Here is a 17,073-nt window from a genome sequence, read left to right on the forward strand (position 1 = left end):
ACTTGAGCCTGTTCCACTCAAGTCAGCTGGAGGAATCAACCATGGCACGTGCGGTCGGCATCGACCTGGGCACGACTAACTCCGTCGTCAGCGTTCTGGAGGGCGGCGAGCCCACCGTCATCACCAACGCCGAGGGTGCCAGGACCACGCCGTCCGTCGTCGCCTTCGCGAAGAACGGCGAGGTGCTCGTCGGCGAGGTCGCCAAGCGTCAGGCGGTCACCAACGTCGACCGGACCATCCGGTCCGTGAAGCGCCACATGGGCACCGACTGGAAGATCGCGCTCGACGGCAAGGACTTCAACCCGCAGCAGATCTCCGCGTTCATCCTGCAGAAGCTGAAGCGGGACGCCGAGGCGTACCTGGGCGAGAAGGTGACCGACGCGGTCATCACCGTCCCGGCCTACTTCAACGACTCCGAGCGCCAGGCGACGAAGGAGGCCGGCGAGATCGCCGGTCTGAACGTCCTTCGTATCGTCAACGAGCCCACCGCGGCCGCGCTCGCGTACGGCCTCGACAAGGACGAGCAGATCATCCTGGTCTTCGACCTCGGTGGCGGCACGTTCGACGTCTCGCTCCTGGAGATCGGCGACGGTGTCGTCGAGGTGAAGGCCACCAACGGTGACAACCACCTCGGTGGTGACGACTGGGACCAGCGCATCGTCGACTTCCTGGTCAAGCAGTTCCAGTCCGGCCACGGCGTGGACCTGAGCAAGGACAAGATGGCTCTGCAGCGTCTGCGTGAGGCTGCCGAGAAGGCGAAGATCGAGCTGTCCTCGTCCACCGAGACCTCGATCAACCTGCCCTACATCACCGCGTCCGCCGAGGGCCCGCTGCACCTGGACGAGAAGCTCACCCGGGCGCAGTTCCAGCAGCTGACGGCCGACCTGCTGGAGCGCTGCAAGACGCCGTTCCACAACGTCATCAAGGACGCCGGCATCTCCCTCGGCGAGATCGACCACGTCGTCCTCGTCGGTGGCTCCACCCGTATGCCCGCCGTCGCCGAGCTCGTCAAGGAGCTGACCGGCGGCAAGGAGGCCAACAAGGGCGTGAACCCGGACGAGGTCGTCGCCATCGGCGCCTCGCTCCAGGCCGGTGTCCTCAAGGGCGAGGTCAAGGACGTCCTGCTCCTCGACGTCACCCCGCTGTCCCTCGGTATCGAGACCAAGGGCGGCATCATGACCAAGCTGATCGAGCGCAACACCACGATCCCGACCAAGCGCTCCGAGATCTTCACGACGGCCGAGGACAACCAGCCGTCCGTGCAGATCCAGGTCTACCAGGGCGAGCGCGAGATCGCGGCGTACAACAAGAAGCTCGGCATGTTCGAGCTGACCGGTCTGCCGCCGGCCCCGCGTGGCGTCCCGCAGATCGAGGTCTCCTTCGACATCGACGCCAACGGCATCATGCACGTCACGGCCAAGGACCTCGGCACGGGCAAGGAGCAGAAGATGACCGTCACCGGCGGCTCCTCGCTGCCGAAGGACGAGGTCGACCGCATGCGCCAGGAGGCCGAGCAGTACGCGGAGGAGGACCACCGCCGCCGCGAGGCCGCCGAGACCCGCAACCAGGGCGAGCAGCTCGTCTACCAGACCGAGAAGTTCCTCAAGGACAACGAGGACAAGGTCCCGGGCGAGATCAAGACCGAGGTCGAGGCGTCCGTCGAGGAGCTGAAGGCCGCGCTCAAGGGCGAGGACACCGCCGAGATCCGTACCGCCACGGAGAAGGTCGCGGCCGTCTCGCAGAAGCTGGGCCAGGCCATGTACGCCGACGCCCAGGCGGCGCAGGCCGCGGGCGGTCCCGAGGGTGCCACCTCCGGTGGGGCCAAGGCCGCTGACGACGACGTCGTCGACGCCGAGATCGTGGACGACGAGCGCAAGGACGGTGCCGCGTGACGGAGGAGACCCCGGGCTTCGAGGAGAAGCCCGACGTCCCCTCCGGCGCGACCCCCGAAGACGCCGCGTCGAAGGCCGCTCCCGAGGAGGGGGCGGCCCCGGCCGGGGACGTAGCAGCAGACGCGGGTCTGGTGGCCCAGCTGGACCAGGTGCGCACGGCACTGAACGAGCGCACCCTCGACCTCCAGCGGCTCCAGGCCGAGTACCAGAACTACCGCCGCCGAGTGGAGCGCGACCGGGTCGCGGTCCGGGAGGTCGCCATCGCGAACCTCCTGACCGAACTCCTGCCCGTGCTCGACGACATCGGCCGCGCGCGGGAGCACGGTGAGCTGGTCGGCGGCTTCAAGTCGGTGGCCGAGTCGCTGGAGACCGTCGCGGCCAAGATGGGCCTGCAGCAGTTCGGCAAGGAGGGCGAGCCCTTCGACCCGACGATCCACGAGGCCCTGATGCACAGCTACGCACCGGACGTCACCGAGACGACGTGCGTGGCCATCCTGCAGCCCGGGTATCGCATCGGCGAGCGCACCATCCGCCCCGCGCGGGTGGCCGTCGCCGAGCCGCAGCCCGGCGCGCAGGCCGTCAAGGCGGAGGGCGCCGAGGAGACCACCGAGGCGCCCGCGGCCGACGACAAGGAGAACGGTGGCCCGGAGGAGGGCTGACGTAATCACTGAAGACAGGAAGGAGGGACGTCGGGGATGAGCACCAAGGACTTCATCGAGAAGGACTTCTACAAGGTCCTCGGCGTCCCCAAGGACGCCACCGAGGCCGAGATCAAGAAGGCGTACCGAAAGCTCGCCCGCGAGTTCCACCCGGACGCCAACAAGGGCAACGCCAAGGCCGAGGAGCGCTTCAAGGAGATCTCTGAGGCGAACGACGTCCTCGGTGACCCCAAGAAGCGCAAGGAGTACGACGAGGCACGCGCCCTGTTCGGCAACGGCGGCTTCCGCCCCGGGCCGGGCGCCGGCGGCTCCTTCAACTTCGACCTGGGCGACCTCTTCGGGGGCAACGCGCAGAGCGGGGGCGGCTTCGGCGGCGGCATCGGTGACGTCTTCGGGGGCCTGTTCAACCGCGGCGGGACCACGGGCACCCGTACCCAGCCACGGCGCGGCCAGGACATCGAGTCCGAGGTCACGCTGAGCTTCACGGAGGCCATCGAGGGCGCCACGGTGCCCCTGAGGATGTCCTCCCAGGCACCGTGCAAGGCCTGCTCAGGCACCGGCGACAAGAACGGCACACCGCGTGTGTGCCCGACCTGCGTCGGCACCGGGCAGGTCGCCCGCGGCTCGGGCGGCGGCTTCTCGCTGACCGACCCCTGCCCCGACTGCAAGGGCCGCGGCCTGATCGCCGAGCACCCCTGCCTGGAGTGCAAGGGCAGCGGCCGCGCCAAGTCGTCGCGCACGATGCAGGTCCGCATCCCGGCGGGCGTCACCGACGGGCAGCGGATCCGGCTGCGCGGCAAGGGCGCGCCCGGCGAGCGGGGCGGACCGGCGGGCGACCTGTACGTGATGGTCCACGTCGGTGAGCACCCGGTGTTCGGGCGCAAGGGCGACAACCTCACCGTCACCGTGCCGGTGACGTTCGCCGAGGTGGCTCTGGGCGGCGAGGTGCGGGTCCCCACTCTCGGCGGCCCCACCGTCACCCTGAAGCTGCCGCCCGGCACTCCCAACGGCCGCACCATGCGGGCCCGGGGCAAGGGCGCGGTCCGCAAGGACGGCACCCGAGGCGACCTCCTGGTCACCGTCGAGGTGAGTGTCCCGAAGGACGTCTCGGGGAAGGCTCGTGACGCACTGGAGGCGTATCGCGAGGCGACCGCGGGCGAGGACCCGCGGGCGGAGCTGTTCGAGGCCGCGAAGGGAGAATGAGAGTGATGGACGGCCGTCGGCGCAACCCGTACGAACTGACCGAGGAGAGCCCGGTCTACGTCATCTCGGTCGCGGCCCAGCTCTCCGGACTCCACCCGCAGACGCTGCGCCAGTACGACCGCCTGGGCCTGGTCTCCCCCGACCGCACCGCCGGCCGGGGCCGCCGCTACTCGGCCCGTGACATCGAGTTGCTCCGCCAGGTGCAGGCGCTGTCTCAGGACGAGGGCATCAACCTGGCCGGCATCAAGCGGATCATCGAACTGGAGAACCAGGTCGCCGCGCTCCAGTCCCGCGTCGCGGAGCTGCAGTCGGCCCTGGACGGCGCGGCGGCCGCGATGCAGCAGCGCGAGGCCGCCGTCCACGCCTCCTACCGCCGCGACCTGGTTCCGTACCAGGAGGCCCAGCAGACCAGCGCGCTGGTCGTGTGGCGGCCGAAGCGGCAGCAGAACGACTGAGTCGTCCGTGACACGCGAAAGGGGCCCGGATTCCGGGCCCCTTTCGCGTGCTCAGGGTGTTCAGGGCGCGAGGGACACCCAGTCGGCGCCGGGTGGGGACTCGGTGCCGTCGGGCTGCAGTGCGGTCACCCGGTAGAAGTGGGAGGTGCCCCTGGCGGCGTCGGTGTCCTGGTAGGAGGTGTCCGTCGTGCCGCCCCAGCAGACCTGATCGCCCGGGTCGCCCGTCGGCTCGCCCCAGTGGATCTCGTAGTACTTCAGGTCCGTGGCCGGGTTCTTACCGGCTCTCGGACCGGGCGGACTCGTTGCACCGTACGTCTGGCTGGGTTCATTCGGTCCTCTGCTCGAGCCGGAGAGACGGCACGCGGCCGCCGGCGATCACGACTCGCGAGGATTGCCGTTGGTTGTCCGGATCTTTGCCTGCCCATGAACTCCGTTTGGATGAAGGGTCCGTAAAGGGTGTTTGGAGGGGATTCCGTTCCTTCTTCACAGGTGCAGCGGAGCGTGCTGTTGCGCACTCGTTAAGTAGTTCTTCTTGACGCCGGGTAGTGGCTCCGCGTTGTCTTTTCAGACACCTGGGTCGTAAAGCAGCACCCTCGTCCGGAACGCACCTGAAGTGAGCCCCTGAATGCGTCGTATCGCCATAGCCGTGGCTGCATCCACGATGACCCTTTCGCTCGCCGGCTGCGGCGTGCTGGACGCGACGGGGGACGGTGCGAGCGCGAGCCCGACGAAGGGCGACGAGGTCACCATCGGCCTGCTGCTGCCGGAGAAGGCGAACACGCGCTACGACAAGTTCGACTACCCCATCATCAAGAGCAAGGTCGAGGAGCTGACCCACAAGAAGGGCAGGGTCGAGTACGCCAACGCCGACGCGGACGCCGCCCGGCAGGCCGGCCAGATGCAGTCGATGATCGACGACAAGGTCGACGTCATCCTGCTCGACGCGGTCGACTCGCACGGCATCGCGGGCCAGGTGAAGAAGGCCAAGGAGGCGGGCATCCCGGTCATCGCCTACGACCGGCTGGCCGAGGGGCCGATCGACGCCTACATCTCCTTCGACAACGAGCTGGTCGGCGAGGTGCAGGGCCGCACGCTGCTGGAGGCGCTGGGCTCGAACGCCGACACCTCCGACAAGGTCGTCATGGTGAACGGCTCGCCCACCGACCCGAACGCCAAGCAGTTCAAGCAGGGCGCGCTGTCCGAGCTGAACGGCAAGGTCACGATCGCGGACACCTTCGACACCCCGGACTGGAAGCCGGAGAACGCCCAGGCCGAAATGACCCAGGCGATCAACAAGATCGGCAAGAACAACATCGCCGGGGTCTACGCCGCCAACGACGGCATGGCGGGCGGTGTCATCAAGGCGCTGAAGGCGGCCGGTGTCACCAGCCTGCCCCCGATCACCGGCCAGGACGCCGAACTGGACGCGGTGCAGCGGGTCGTCGCCGGCGAGCAGTACATGAGCGTCTACAAGTCCTACCCGGACGAGGCCGAGGCCGCGGCCCAGATGGCCGTCACCAAGGTGCAGGGCAAGGACATCCAGTTCGACGCCCTCACCCAGGACAAGGTGGACAGCCCCACCAGCAAGGCCATCCCGTCCAAGCTGGTCCAGGTGAGCCCCCTGGTCAAGAGCAGCATCAAGGACACGGTCATCGCCGACGGGATCTACACGATCGGCGAGATCTGCACCCCCAAGTACAAGGCGGCCTGCGCGGCCGTCGGCCTGAAGTAGGCCCGGGGCGGCAGCCCGTCGGCCCGGAACAGGGCCGAGGCAGTGGGCTCGCACGTGACGCGGCGGGCGCCGGATGGTCGGCGCCCTGCCGCGTCACGTGCTGAGCGGCCCTCCCGTATCGCGCCACCCCCGTGGGCGCGATACGACGGTCCCGGCCGAACGGGGGGAGTCCGACCGGGACCGCTCCGGGTGCTGTTGCACCCGGGGGAAGCGAGATCAACGATGCCCCGGTGGCGTGCGCCCCACCACCATCATCTTGTTGCAATGCGACGGGCGGAGGCCGGTTGAAAACGGGTCGTAACGTCGGTTTTTGCCGCCCGTGGTGCGTCGAGCCGTGTTGCGGACCCGGTCCCGGCCGCGCATAGTTGCGCTGCGGAAGAGGCAGCAAGCCGGGGGTGGAATGGGCGATGGCCAGGCACGGGACGGAGAAGCATCCCCACGGTGCCGACCGACTGTGCGAGGCCGGGGATCGCGTGTATTCCCGGGCCGTACGTCGGGGACGGGTGCCGCGCACGGACGCGGAACAGGTGCCCTGCCTGCTGGAACTGGCCCTGCTGCACCCCGACCCGGACGACATGGACTGGCTGGTGCCGACCTCCCCGCAGGAGGTCATGACCCGGCTGTTGCGCGGGGTCTACGACGAGGTCAGGGAGAGTCAGCAGCGGGTGGGTTCGGCGGTGGCCGCGGTCGAGTGGTACGCCGGTCTCGGCCGGCAGCTGCAGGCGCTGGCGGCACCGGGCGAGGGCACGGCCATCCGTGTGCTGGACGGGTTGTCCCGCATCCAGGCCGCGATGGACGAGGCGACCGAGGCGTGCACCACGGAAGTGCTCACCGTGCAGCCCGGCGGTATCCGGCGCGAGGCCGAGCTGACCGAGGGACTGCACCGGGCGCTGGCGCTGCGCGGCCGGGGCGTGCGCATGCGCGACCTGTACACGCATGTGGCCCGGCACGGGCAGGGGCTGCTCAACTACCTGGAGCTGATGGGTGACACGGTGGAGGCCCGCACCCTGGACGAGGTCATCGACCGGCTGATCCTCTTCGACCGCACGGTCGCCTTCATCCCCGCCAACACCGAGCGCACGATGGCCCTGGAGCTGCGCCACCCGGCGCTGGTCGAGTACCTCGTCACCGTCTTCGAGCGGCTGTGGCGGCTCGCCCTGCCGCTGACGGCGCCCCTCCCCGACACCGGCATCGAGGGCATCTCGCACCGCGAGCGCTCCATCGCCGCACTGCTCGCCGAGGGCCACCAGGACGCGGTGATCGCCGAGCGGCTCGGCATAAGCGTCCGTACCTGCCGGGCCCACATCGCCCGCCTGTCGGACACCCTCGGCGCGGCGAGCCGTACCCAACTGGGCGTGCGCATAGCCCAGGTGGGCCTGAACGGCCCCCCGCACCCCGGCCCGCCGGCCGCGTTCACGGTTCCTGATCAAGGATCCCCGAGCGTGCGATGAGGTAGCCGAGCTGGGCGCGGCTGTCGCTGCCGAGGGTGGTGGCGAGTTTGGCGATGTGGACGCGGGCGGTGCGGACGTTCATGCCGAGGCGGTCGGCGATGACGGTGTCGGTGTGTCCTTCCACGAGGAGGGCGGCGATGGCGCGTTGGCGCGGGGTGACGCCGTTGAGGGTGGGGCGCTGGACGGCCTCGGGGTACATCGGGGTGGCCAACTGCCACAGCCGCTCGAAGGTCGTGACGAAGTACGTCAGCAGGGCCGGGTGGCGGACCTCCAGCGCGAGCCTGCCGTCCTCGTCGGCGGGGACGAAGGCGACCGTGCGGTCGATGACGATCAGCCGGTCCGGCAGTTCGTCCAGACCACGAGCCATGACGTCGCCCCGCAGCTGCTCGAAGGTGGCGTACACGGAGGGCAGATGGCGCAGGGTGTGCTGGTAGAGGCCGCGCAGCCGGGCGCCGCGGTCGAGCAGCGCCTGGTCACGTGCGAGGGCGGTCGCGGTGGCGGCCTCGCCGCGCGGGCCGCTGAGCCCGGCGTGCGACTGGATGCAGAGCACCTCCTCGGTGGCCTCGGCCATGGCCTCGGTGATGGCCCGGTTGATCCGCTCGGTGCCGCTGTGCAGCCGCAGCAGGGGGGTGCCGGGGCCGGTGGCGTGCGGGGTGTCGATCCGCATCAGCGACGCGAACTGCTCCACCAGCCGCTCCTCGCGCCGCCGTTCGTCGGCGACGCGTGCCGCCGAGGTGCTCAGCAGCCGGTGCAGGGCCGCGGCCGGGGAGACCGGCTCCAGCAGCTCCGGGTCGTCCAGGACCGGGTGCAGCAGCCCGAGATCGGTCAGGCAGGGGGCGTCCGCCGCGTCCACGGCCCGTACGTGGCCGTCCTGCAGGGCCTGTTCGTACAGCTTGGCGCCGGCCGCGCACAGCTCCGCGATGCCGTGCTCGAGATGGGTCATCGGACCGCCTCCTCCCGCTCCAGGATCCCCGAGCGTGCGATGAGGTAGCCGAGCTGGGCGCGGCTGTCGCTGCCGAGGGTGGTGGCGAGTTTGGCGATGTGGACGCGGGCGGTGCGGACGTTCATGCCGAGGCGGTCGGCGATGACGGTGTCGGTGTGTCCTTCCACGAGGAGGGCGGCGATGGCGCGTTGGCGCGGGGTGACGCCGTTGAGGGTGGGGCGCTGGACGGCCTCGGGGTACATCGGGGTGGCCAGCCGCCAGAGGCGGTCGAAGGCGGTCACGAAGAAGCGGAGCAGCGCCGGGTGGCGCACCTCGAGGGCGAGCAGGCCGTCGTCGCCGGCCGGGATGAACGCCACCTTGCGGTCGGCGACGATGAGCCGGTCCGGCAGCTCGTCCAGCGTGCGCGCCTCCGCCTCCCCGCGCAGTTCCTCGTAGCGGGCGAGAACCAGCGGCACATGGCGCTGGGTGGCCTGGTAGAGCGTGCGGATACGGCCGCCCCGGTCGAGCAGCGCCTGGTCGCGCTCCATGGCCACGGCCTGCGCGACCCGGCCGCGTTCGGTGTTGTAGTGGACGTTGGGCTGGATGCAGAGCAGTTCGTCGGCCGCCTGGGCCATGGCGTCGCTGATGGCGCCGTTGATGCGTTCCGTGCCGCTGAGGATGCGCAGGGTGGGGGTGTCGGTGTGCGCACTGTGCCGGGGCTCGACGCGCATCAGCGGCTCGAACAGCTTCGTCAGCCGCTCCTCGAGGCGGCGTTCCTCGGCGATGCGGGCGCGGGAGCCGCGCAGCAGATGGTTCAGCAGGGCGGCGGGTGCGACGGGTTCGAGCCGGCCGAGGTCGTCGACGGACGGGTGCAGCAGCCCGAGGTCGGTCAGGCAGGGGGCGTCCGCCGCGTCCACGGCGCGAATGTGTCCGGCCCGCAGGGCCCGCTCGTACAGCTCGGCGCCCGCGTCGCACAGTTCCTCGATCCCGTGCTCGCGGTGGTTCACCGGACCGCCTCCTCCAGCTCGAGTATCCCGGACGTCGCTATCAGATAGCCGAGTTGGGCCCGGCTCTCGCTGCCGAGGGTGGCGGCGAGCTTCGCGATGTGGTCCCGGGTGGTGCGGACGTTCATGCCGAGCCGCTCGGCGATCACGGCGTCGGTGTGCCCCTCGGTCAGCAGCCGGGCGATGGCGCGCCGGCGCGGGGTGACGCCGTTGAGGGTGGGGCGCCGCACCGGTTGCGGGTACACGGGGGTGGCCAGCCGCCACAGCCGCTCGAAGGTGGTCACGAAGTACGCGACCAGCGCGGGATGGCGGACCTCCAGCGCGAGGGTGCCGTCGCCGGCGGCGGGGAGGAAGGCCACCGTGCGGTCCATGACGATGAGCCGGTCGGTCAGCTCGTCCAGGCAGCGGCCCTCGATGTCGCCGACGAGCCGCTCGTTGTAGGCGTGGACGGCCGGCAGATGGACCACGGTGTGCTGGAAGAGGGTGCGGATACGGCCACCGCGGTCGAGCAGCCGCTGGTCGCGGTGGTAGGCGACGTCATGGGCGACCTCGCCGCGCGGACCGGCGAGGCCGGTGTGCGGCTGGATGCACAGGACCTCCTGGCGCGCCTCCTCCATGGCCTCGGTGAGGGCGTGGTTGATCCGCTGGGTGCCGCTGTGCAGGCGCAGCAGCGGGGTGTCGGCCCCGCTGTCGGCGGGGCGTGGTCCATCCGTCCGCATCAGCGGCTCGAACTGCTCCACCAGCCGGTCCTCGCGCCGGTACGCGTCCGTGATCCGGGCGCGGGAGTCGCGCAGCATGCGGATCAAGGCGGCGGCGGGGGCGACGGGTTCGAGGCGGGCGGGGTCGTCGTGGGCCGGGTGCAGCAGCCCGAAGCGGGCGAGGCAGGGTGCCCCGACGGCTTCCTCGGCGCACAACCAGCCGTCGCGCAGGGCCTGTTCGTACAGCTGCACCCCGGCGGCGCACAGCTCTTCCGCTCCGTGGTCCCGGTGTGGTGCCGCGGTCACTCCGATATCTCCTCCTCCAGGTCGAGTATCCCCGACTGCCCGATGAGGTAGCCGAGTTGGGCCCGGCTCTCGCTGCCGAGGGTGGCGGCGAGTTTGGCGATGTGGAGGCGGGCGGTGCGGACGTTCATGCCGAGGCGGTCGGCGATGACGGTGTCGGTGTGGCCCTCGGTCAGCAGCCGGGCGATGGCGCGCTGGCGCGGGGTGACGCCGTTCAGGGACGGGCGCTGGGCGACCTCGGGGTACATGGGGCTGGCCAGGTGCCAGAGGCGGTCGAAGATGATCGCGAAGTAGTCGAGCAGCGCCGGGTTGCGGATCTCCAGGGCGAGGGTGCGGTCCTTGTTCGCGGGGATGAAGGCCACCTGGCGGTCGATGACGAGCAGCCGCTCGGTGACCTCGTCCAGGGTGCGGACCTCCACGTCGCCGCGCAGCTGCTGGTAGCGGGAGGCGACCCTGTGCACGTGGCGCTGGGTGTGCTGGTAGAGGGTGCGGATGCGGCCGCCGCGGTCGAGCAGCGCCTGGTCGCGGATCAGGGAGGCGTTCTGTGCGGCTTCGTTCCCGCGGGAGTGGGGCTGGATGGCGAGGATCTCCCCGGAGACGCGCTCCATGGCCTCGGAGATGGCGATGTTGATCCGGTCGAGTCCGCTCAGCATCCGGATGCCGGCGGCGTCCGCCGGGGCCGGGTCCGGTGCCGCGAGGGCGAGGAGCGGTTCCAGCGCCTCGGCGAGGCGGGCGCCCTGCCGGCGCCGGTGGGCGATGTCCTCGTCCACGGTGCGCAGCAGCCGGGGGAGGGCGACGGCGGCTGCGACCGGTCGCAGCCGTTGCGCGTCCGCCACGTCCGGCTGCAGGAGTCCCGCGTCGAGGAGACAGGGCAGCGCGTCGGCGTCCTCGGCCGGGACCTGGCCCTCACGCAGCGCGCGGGTGTAGAGCCCCAGACCCGCCTCGCACAGTTCCTCCGGTCCGTGGTCGTGCGCTCTTGCGGTCAAGGATGGCTCTCCCCGTGGGGTTCAGGGCTCCTGCTTCAGGATTCCGGACTGGGCTATGAGGAATCCGAGCTGGGCCCGGCTGCCGCTGCCCAGGGCCTGGGCGAGCTTGGCGATATGGGCGCGGCAGGTACGGACGTTCATGCCCAGGCGGCGGGCGATGGCCTCGTCGACATGGCCCTCGACCAGGAGCTTGGCGATGGAGTGCTGGATGTCGGTGATTCCGTCGGGGGCGGTCTCGTAGGGCGCGCCGGCGCTCAGCGGTACCGCCCGGTTCCACATGAACTCGAACACCTTGATCAGATAGCTGACCAGACCGGGGTGCCGGAGTTCCAGGGCCACCTGACGGTCGTCCCGGATGGGGATGAACGCCACGGTGTCGTCGCAGATGATGAGCCGCTCCACCAGTTCGTCGATGGTGCGGTACTCCACCTTGCCGTTGGCGAACTGGTCCACATAGGCGAGTCGCTCGGGGCTGTACCTGGCGGTGTGCTGGTAGAGGGTCCGGATCCGGACACCTCGGTCGATCAGCGGCTTGTCACGTTCGAGCCCTTCGATGAGTCTGCGCTCGGGGTGACGGGCGCTGGGCTGGACCGTGAGGACTTCGCTCTGGCACTGAGCCGTGGCCAGGTCGAGTGCCGCGTTGATCCGGTCGAGACCCTCCAGAACGGTGACGGCGTGCGCGGACGTCGTCGCCTGGGCGCTGAGGTCCATGAACGGCTCGAACGCATCAGCAAGTTCGGTTGACAGCTTCCTGCGCTCGGTGATTTCACGCTCGAGGGGGTTGAGTCGCTGGGCCAGGGCGACCGGTGCGGGGACGGGCCGCAGCCAGTTCGGATCGTCGGGATCGGGATGGAGGAGGTCGAACTCCATCAGACAGGGGGCGATCCCCACATCTGCGCGGGCGATACGGCCTGTGCGCAGCGCGTTGGCGTAGAGACGGCTGCCCGCCTCGCACAGATCGGTCAAGGCGTGGGGATGTGTCTCTTTAATGCGATTCGTCACCAAATCTCCACCCCCCAGGGTCCTGAACATGCAGGAACATGATGCACTGAATGTGTGGCCATGACGTGCCCGAATGAGCCATCGTCTTGTTCGACGGGGGAAGAGGGGACTTTCAAGTGAGGACGAAGCCGACTATGCGAAAGAGAATGCTTCGCTCGATACTTGTCGCCGCCTTCTCCGCCGTTGTGGCCTTCGGATCGCTGAGTGGCCTCTCTGGCGCGAAGGGTGACGCGCGAGCGGACACCGTTTGGTCTGTCGTCAAGGCTGACACGGGTCAGGTCGCCACGGACGCCGCTCCCGCCGTCCCGGACGACACGGTCTGGAGCTGACGTGACCACTCCACCGGACGACCGCTCCTTCCGACGTGAAATGGCCACCGCCTACCGCTCAGGCTGGCACTTCATCGACCTGGTCACCGCCATCCCCCACAGCGGTGACTCGCTGATGGTGACCGTGTTCGGAGAGCCGGTCGTCGTCACCCGTGACGAGGAAGAGGACGTACGGGCGTACCGGTGTCTGCGCAAGCCCCGCGGGGCGCCGCAGCCGGTCCGGTGCGCCATCCGGTACGGCATGATCTTTGTGAACCTGGACCAACGTGACCACCGGCTGGCAGAACCGGAGATCGCGGACTTGAGGACTATTTCGGCCACCCCCCGCAGTGCCTGACGCGATTCCCCCGTCGTAAAAGATCGCTCAGGTACTTCCCCCCGCAGCGGCGTCACCGTGACCTGAACACGGTGACGCCGCTGCAGTTTGTGGCGACATTTCCGAGTATGGGAGCGATCCCAGGTGGCTGAAACCGACCGGTTGACCGCCTCGTCTCAGCCCCTCCCGAGTGCCCGCTCCAACTCGATCTCGATCACCACCCGGGAGGGGTTCTCCGCGGGCTCCCGGTGGTACCGCTCGGCGTACCGCCGCTCCGCCTCGGCGACCCGCTCCGGCTCGGTGCGCACGTACGCCCGGCCCTCCAGCGTGGCCCAGCGCCGGCCGTCCACCTGGCACACGGCGACCCGCGCGCCCTCGGGCTCGGCCGCGAGGATGTGGGACACCTTCGCGCTCGTCTTGTTCGTGATCACCCTGGCCAGCCGCGCCTCGGGGTCGTAGGTCACCCCGACCGGCACCACGTGCGGGCTGCCGTCGGGACGCAGCGTGGTCAGGGTGCACAGGTGCCGTTCCCGCCAGAAGGCGAGGTACGGCTCGTCCGGGGCGGCCGGGTCCTGGGAGTAGGTGGGCATGGCCCGAAACCTAATTGCAGGAAGCTGCAAACCCCCAACGGAGCCGCATCCCGCACCTTGAGCGGAATAGACTCAACTTTGTGTACGCTGGTTAAGTCAGCAGTGGGAGAGTGACAGCGGAGACACGGCCTGCGAGCCGACGCCGAGGAGGAGAACGCGAACGTGGACGCCGAGCTGACCAACAGGAGCCGGGACGCGATCAACGCGGCCGGCAGCCGGGCCGTGACCGAGGGGCACCCGGACCTCACGCCCGCCCACCTGCTTCTCGCGCTGCTCGCGGGGCAGGAGAACGAGAACATCACCGACCTGCTGGCCGCCGTGGAGGCCGACCAGGTGGCGGTACGCTCCGGCGCCGAGCGCGTGCTCGCCTCGCTGCCCAGCGTGACCGGCTCCACCGTGGCGCCGCCGCAGCCCAACCGTGAGCTGCTCGCGGTCCTCGCGGACGCCGCCGAGCGGGCGAAGGCACTGGGTGACGAGTACCTGTCCACCGAGCACCTGCTGATCGGCATCGCCGCGAAGGGCGGCGCGGCCGGCGAGGTGCTCCAGGGGCAGGGAGCCGATGCGAAGAAGCTGCAGGAGGCCTTCCAGAAGGCCAGGGGAGGACGCCGCGTGACCACCGCAGACCCCGAGGGTCAGTACAAGGCCCTGGAGAAGTTCGGCACCGACTTCACCGCCGCCGCCCGCGAGGGCCGGCTCGACCCGGTCATCGGGCGGGACCAGGAGATCCGCCGGGTCGTGCAGGTGCTGTCGCGTCGTACGAAGAACAACCCCGTCCTCATCGGCGAGCCCGGCGTCGGCAAGACCGCCGTGGTCGAGGGCCTCGCCCAGCGGATCGTGAAGGGCGACGTCCCCGAGTCGCTGAAGGACAAGCGGCTGGTCTCCCTCGACCTCGGCGCGATGGTGGCCGGCGCCAAGTACCGCGGTGAGTTCGAGGAGCGGCTGAAGTCCGTGCTCGCCGAGATCAAGGAGTCCGACGGGCAGATCATCACGTTCATCGACGAGCTGCACACCGTCGTGGGCGCCGGCGCCGGCGGGGACTCCGCCATGGACGCGGGCAACATGCTCAAGCCGATGCTGGCCCGCGGCGAGCTGCGCATGGTCGGCGCCACCACGCTGGACGAGTACCGCGAGCGGATCGAGAAGGACGCCGCCCTGGAGCGCCGCTTCCAGCAGGTGCTGGTGGCGGAACCGACCGTCGAGGACACGATCGCCATCCTGCGCGGCCTCAAGGGCCGGTACGAGGCCCACCACAAGGTGCAGATCGCGGACAGCGCGCTGGTGGCCGCGGCCGCCCTGTCCGACCGGTACATCACTTCCCGTTTCCTGCCCGACAAGGCCATCGACCTCGTCGACGAGGCGGCCTCCCGCCTCCGCATGGAGATCGACTCCTCGCCCGTCGAGATCGACGAACTCCAGCGCTCCGTCGACCGGTTGAAGATGGAGGAGCTGGCGATCGCCAAGGAGACCGATCCGGCCTCCCTGGAACGCCTGGAGAAGCTGCGCCGTGACCTCGCCGACAAGGAGGAGGAACTGCGCGGCCTCACCGCCCGCTGGGAGAAGGAGAAGCAGTCCCTCAACCGGGTCGGTGAGCTGAAGGAGCGCCTCGACGACCTGCGCGGCCAGGCCGAACGCGCGCAGCGCGACGGCGACTTCGACACCGCGGCCAAGCTGCTGTACGGCGAGATCCCGCAGCTGGAGAAGGAGCTGGAGGAGGCCTCGGAGGCCGAGGAGGAGGCCGCCAGGGGCACGATGGTCAAGGACGAGGTCGGCTCCGACGACATCGCCGACGTCGTCGCCGCCTGGACCGGCATCCCGGCCGGGCGCCTGCTGGAGGGCGAGACGCAGAAGCTGCTGCGCATGGAGGGCGAGCTGGGCAAGCGCCTCATCGGCCAGACCGAGGCCGTCGGGGCGGTCAGCGACGCCGTACGACGCTCCCGCGCCGGCATCGCCGACCCCGACAGGCCCACCGGTTCCTTCCTCTTCCTCGGCCCGACCGGCGTCGGCAAGACCGAACTCGCCAAGGCACTCGCCGAATTCCTCTTCGACGACGAGCGGGCCATGGTCCGCATCGACATGTCGGAGTACAGCGAGAAGCACAGCGTGGCCCGCCTGGTCGGCGCACCTCCCGGATACGTCGGCTACGAGGAGGGCGGCCAGCTCACCGAGGCCGTCCGCCGCCGCCCCTACACCGTGGTGCTGCTGGACGAGGTCGAGAAGGCCCACCCCGAGGTCTTCGACATCCTCCTGCAGGTGCTGGACGACGGCCGCCTGACGGACGGTCAGGGCCGCACGGTCGACTTCCGCAACACCATCCTGGTGCTCACCTCCAACCTGGGCAGCCAGTACCTGGTCGACCCGGTGCTCGGCGAGGCGGAGAAGAAGGAGCAGGTCCTGGAGGCCGTACGCACCTCCTTCAAGCCGGAGTTCCTCAACCGGCTCGACGACCTGGTGGTCTTCTCGGCTCTGAACAAGGACGAGCTGGCCCGCATCGCCCGGCTGCAGATCGACCGCCTGGCCGAGCGGCTGGCCGAACGCCGGCTCGCCCTGGACGTCACCCCCGAGGCCCTGGCCTGGCTGGCGGACGAGGGCAACGACCCGGCCTACGGCGCCCGCCCGCTGCGCCGTCTCGTCCAGACCGCCATCGGTGACCGCCTCGCCAAGGAGATCCTCTCCGGCGAGGTCAAGGACGGCGACACGGTCCGCGTGGACCGCTTCGGCGAGGGGCTGATCGTGGGCCCGGCGACGGGCAAGACGCTGTAGGACGCGTCGGCGTGCGGCCCCTTCCTCCGCTCACCTCCGGTGGCCGCAGGAGGGGGCCGTGGCGTTTCGGCGGTCGGCTCAGACGCTGCTCACGGCGACGTACAGCGTCCAGAAGAACCAGATCGAGAACCCCAGACAGCCCAGCCACAGGGCCCACAACACCCATCGCGCCGGTCTTGGTATGCGCATGACCGCATCATCGCTCACCCGTGTCACACGGTGAACGCGGAGAAGTTCACCCGTGCGGTGTCCGGGCCCTCGTAGGTCACGTTCACGACGACCGCGTTCGCGTCGACGCCGGCCGGGGGCTGGTGCTCGTCGGTGTTCAGGTTCAGACACAGGTCCGCGCCCTGGTCGCACAGCTCCGTGCCGGGCGCGGGCCCTTTCGGGTAAGTGCTCCTCAGCCAGTCGCGCACCCCCGCCCGGGGCATCCGGAAGGTGGCCTCGTAGTCGGTGTCCATCCAGGCCTGCACGATGCAGTCGGTGTCGTACGCCCCGTCCGGCAGCTTCGCCCCGCCGAAGTCCAGCGCCTCGGCGCACGGCACCTTCTCCGGTCCCCCGCCCAGCGGATAGTCCGAGGTCGCGAACCGCACCACCACCACGGCCGGCCACACCACGACCAGGCCGGGAAACGCCCCGATCAGCGCGAACAGGCCCCATCTGGTCCGCCCTCGTGCCGCCACGCCGACCCCCATCGCTCGCCGACCCTCCACCTGACCAGACGGATCATGTCAGCCGACGGCTGACAGACCCCGGCGGGGCTTGCCACCC

Annotated in this window: 15 protein-coding genes; 8 read left to right on the forward strand and 7 right to left on the reverse strand. The window is 70.0% G+C overall.

Annotation, left to right across the window (positions count from 1 at the left end; genetic code table 11):
- The first annotated feature begins 41 nt into the window (after nt 1-41).
- The 6 genes from dnaK to ACWC5O_RS33070 all read left to right on the forward strand — a co-directional run bounded on the left by dnaK (nt 42) and on the right by ACWC5O_RS33070 (nt 7,392).
- The gene (dnaK, locus tag ACWC5O_RS33045; protein WP_450590668.1) at nt 42-1,892 is read left to right on the forward strand and encodes a molecular chaperone DnaK; all 1,851 of its coding nucleotides are present in this window, start codon (nt 42-44) and stop codon (nt 1,890-1,892) included.
- Entirely contained in the window at nt 1,889-2,551 is a 663-nt protein-coding gene (grpE, locus tag ACWC5O_RS33050; RefSeq protein WP_450590666.1) for a nucleotide exchange factor GrpE, read from the forward strand. Before dnaK ends, grpE begins: the two co-directional genes overlap by 4 nt.
- A gap of 36 nt (nt 2,552-2,587) precedes the next feature.
- Nucleotides 2,588-3,754, forward strand: coding sequence for a molecular chaperone DnaJ (gene dnaJ, locus ACWC5O_RS33055; RefSeq protein ID WP_450590665.1), 1,167 nt, complete (start codon nt 2,588-2,590; stop codon nt 3,752-3,754).
- A 5-nt stretch (nt 3,755-3,759) separates the two neighbouring features.
- A complete protein-coding gene (locus ACWC5O_RS33060; RefSeq protein ID WP_450590664.1) occupies nt 3,760-4,209 on the forward strand; it encodes a heat shock protein transcriptional repressor HspR in 450 nt (149 codons plus the stop codon).
- A gap of 625 nt (nt 4,210-4,834) precedes the next feature.
- Nucleotides 4,835-5,941, forward strand: coding sequence for a sugar ABC transporter substrate-binding protein (locus ACWC5O_RS33065; RefSeq protein ID WP_450590662.1), 1,107 nt, complete (start codon nt 4,835-4,837; stop codon nt 5,939-5,941).
- 407 nt (nt 5,942-6,348) lie between these two features.
- Nucleotides 6,349-7,392: a LuxR C-terminal-related transcriptional regulator gene (locus tag ACWC5O_RS33070; RefSeq protein WP_450590661.1), complete on the forward strand. Its 1,044-nt coding sequence runs from the start codon at nt 6,349-6,351 to the stop codon at nt 7,390-7,392.
- Here ACWC5O_RS33070 and ACWC5O_RS33075 read toward each other — a convergent pair.
- From ACWC5O_RS33075 to ACWC5O_RS33095, 5 genes are read right to left on the reverse strand one after another with little or no spacing between them, the layout of a single operon-like run.
- Nucleotides 7,355-8,335 (reverse strand): LuxR C-terminal-related transcriptional regulator, encoded by a 981-nt coding sequence (locus ACWC5O_RS33075; RefSeq protein ID WP_450590660.1) that lies wholly within the window; start codon nt 8,333-8,335, stop codon nt 7,355-7,357. The two genes, ACWC5O_RS33070 and ACWC5O_RS33075, sit on opposite strands and share 38 nt — an antisense overlap.
- Entirely contained in the window at nt 8,332-9,321 is a 990-nt protein-coding gene (locus ACWC5O_RS33080; RefSeq protein ID WP_450590659.1) for a LuxR C-terminal-related transcriptional regulator, read from the reverse strand. The genes ACWC5O_RS33075 and ACWC5O_RS33080 overlap by 4 nt, the downstream gene beginning before the upstream one ends.
- Nucleotides 9,318-10,322, reverse strand: coding sequence for a helix-turn-helix transcriptional regulator (locus ACWC5O_RS33085; protein WP_450590658.1), 1,005 nt, complete (start codon nt 10,320-10,322; stop codon nt 9,318-9,320). The genes ACWC5O_RS33080 and ACWC5O_RS33085 overlap by 4 nt, the downstream gene beginning before the upstream one ends.
- Complete coding sequence (locus ACWC5O_RS33090) at nt 10,319-11,305, reverse strand: helix-turn-helix transcriptional regulator (RefSeq protein ID WP_450590656.1); 987 nt, start codon at nt 11,303-11,305, stop codon at nt 10,319-10,321. Before ACWC5O_RS33090 ends, ACWC5O_RS33085 begins: the two co-directional genes overlap by 4 nt.
- A gap of 21 nt (nt 11,306-11,326) precedes the next feature.
- Nucleotides 11,327-12,337, reverse strand: coding sequence for a helix-turn-helix transcriptional regulator (locus ACWC5O_RS33095; protein ID WP_450590655.1), 1,011 nt, complete (start codon nt 12,335-12,337; stop codon nt 11,327-11,329).
- A 300-nt stretch (nt 12,338-12,637) separates the two neighbouring features.
- Between ACWC5O_RS33095 and ACWC5O_RS33100 the strand changes: the two genes are divergently transcribed.
- Nucleotides 12,638-12,973, forward strand: a complete 336-nt coding sequence (locus ACWC5O_RS33100; protein ID WP_450590653.1) for a hypothetical protein — start codon at nt 12,638-12,640, stop codon at nt 12,971-12,973.
- Between the two features lie 155 nt (nt 12,974-13,128).
- Here the strand turns inward: ACWC5O_RS33100 and ACWC5O_RS33105 are convergent, their stop codons facing one another.
- On the reverse strand, nt 13,129-13,542 hold the full coding sequence (locus ACWC5O_RS33105; protein ID WP_450590652.1) for a pyridoxamine 5'-phosphate oxidase family protein: 414 nt from the start codon (nt 13,540-13,542) through the stop codon (nt 13,129-13,131).
- Between the two features lie 162 nt (nt 13,543-13,704).
- On the opposite strand from ACWC5O_RS33105, the gene clpB reads away from it, so the two are divergent.
- Entirely contained in the window at nt 13,705-16,302 is a 2,598-nt protein-coding gene (gene clpB, locus ACWC5O_RS33110) for an ATP-dependent chaperone ClpB (RefSeq protein ID WP_450590650.1), read from the forward strand.
- 212 nt (nt 16,303-16,514) lie between these two features.
- Here clpB and ACWC5O_RS33115 read toward each other — a convergent pair whose 3' ends face one another.
- Nucleotides 16,515-16,985 (reverse strand): hypothetical protein, encoded by a 471-nt coding sequence (locus tag ACWC5O_RS33115; protein WP_450590649.1) that lies wholly within the window; start codon nt 16,983-16,985, stop codon nt 16,515-16,517.
- Between the last annotated feature and the right edge of the window lie 88 nt (nt 16,986-17,073).

The sequence above is a fragment of the Streptomyces sp. NPDC001450 genome, from assembly GCF_053597295.1.

What these genes read in the sequence shown, in the direction of transcription:
- ACWC5O_RS33065 (WP_450590662.1), top strand. Translation starts at nt 4,835, where the DNA reads ATGCGTCGTATCGCCATAGCCGTGGCTGCATCCACGATGACCCTTTCG.
- ACWC5O_RS33060 (WP_450590664.1), top strand. Translation starts at nt 3,760, where the DNA reads ATGGACGGCCGTCGGCGCAACCCGTACGAACTGACCGAGGAGAGCCCG.
- dnaJ (WP_450590665.1), top strand. Translation starts at nt 2,588, where the DNA reads ATGAGCACCAAGGACTTCATCGAGAAGGACTTCTACAAGGTCCTCGGC.
- dnaK (WP_450590668.1), top strand. Translation starts at nt 42, where the DNA reads ATGGCACGTGCGGTCGGCATCGACCTGGGCACGACTAACTCCGTCGTC.
- ACWC5O_RS33070 (WP_450590661.1), top strand. Translation starts at nt 6,349, where the DNA reads ATGGCCAGGCACGGGACGGAGAAGCATCCCCACGGTGCCGACCGACTG.
- ACWC5O_RS33075 (WP_450590660.1), bottom strand. Translation starts at nt 8,335, where the DNA reads ATGACCCATCTCGAGCACGGCATCGCGGAGCTGTGCGCGGCCGGCGCC.
- ACWC5O_RS33095 (WP_450590655.1), bottom strand. Translation starts at nt 12,337, where the DNA reads ATGTTCAGGACCCTGGGGGGTGGAGATTTGGTGACGAATCGCATTAAA.
- ACWC5O_RS33105 (WP_450590652.1), bottom strand. Translation starts at nt 13,542, where the DNA reads ATGCCCACCTACTCCCAGGACCCGGCCGCCCCGGACGAGCCGTACCTC.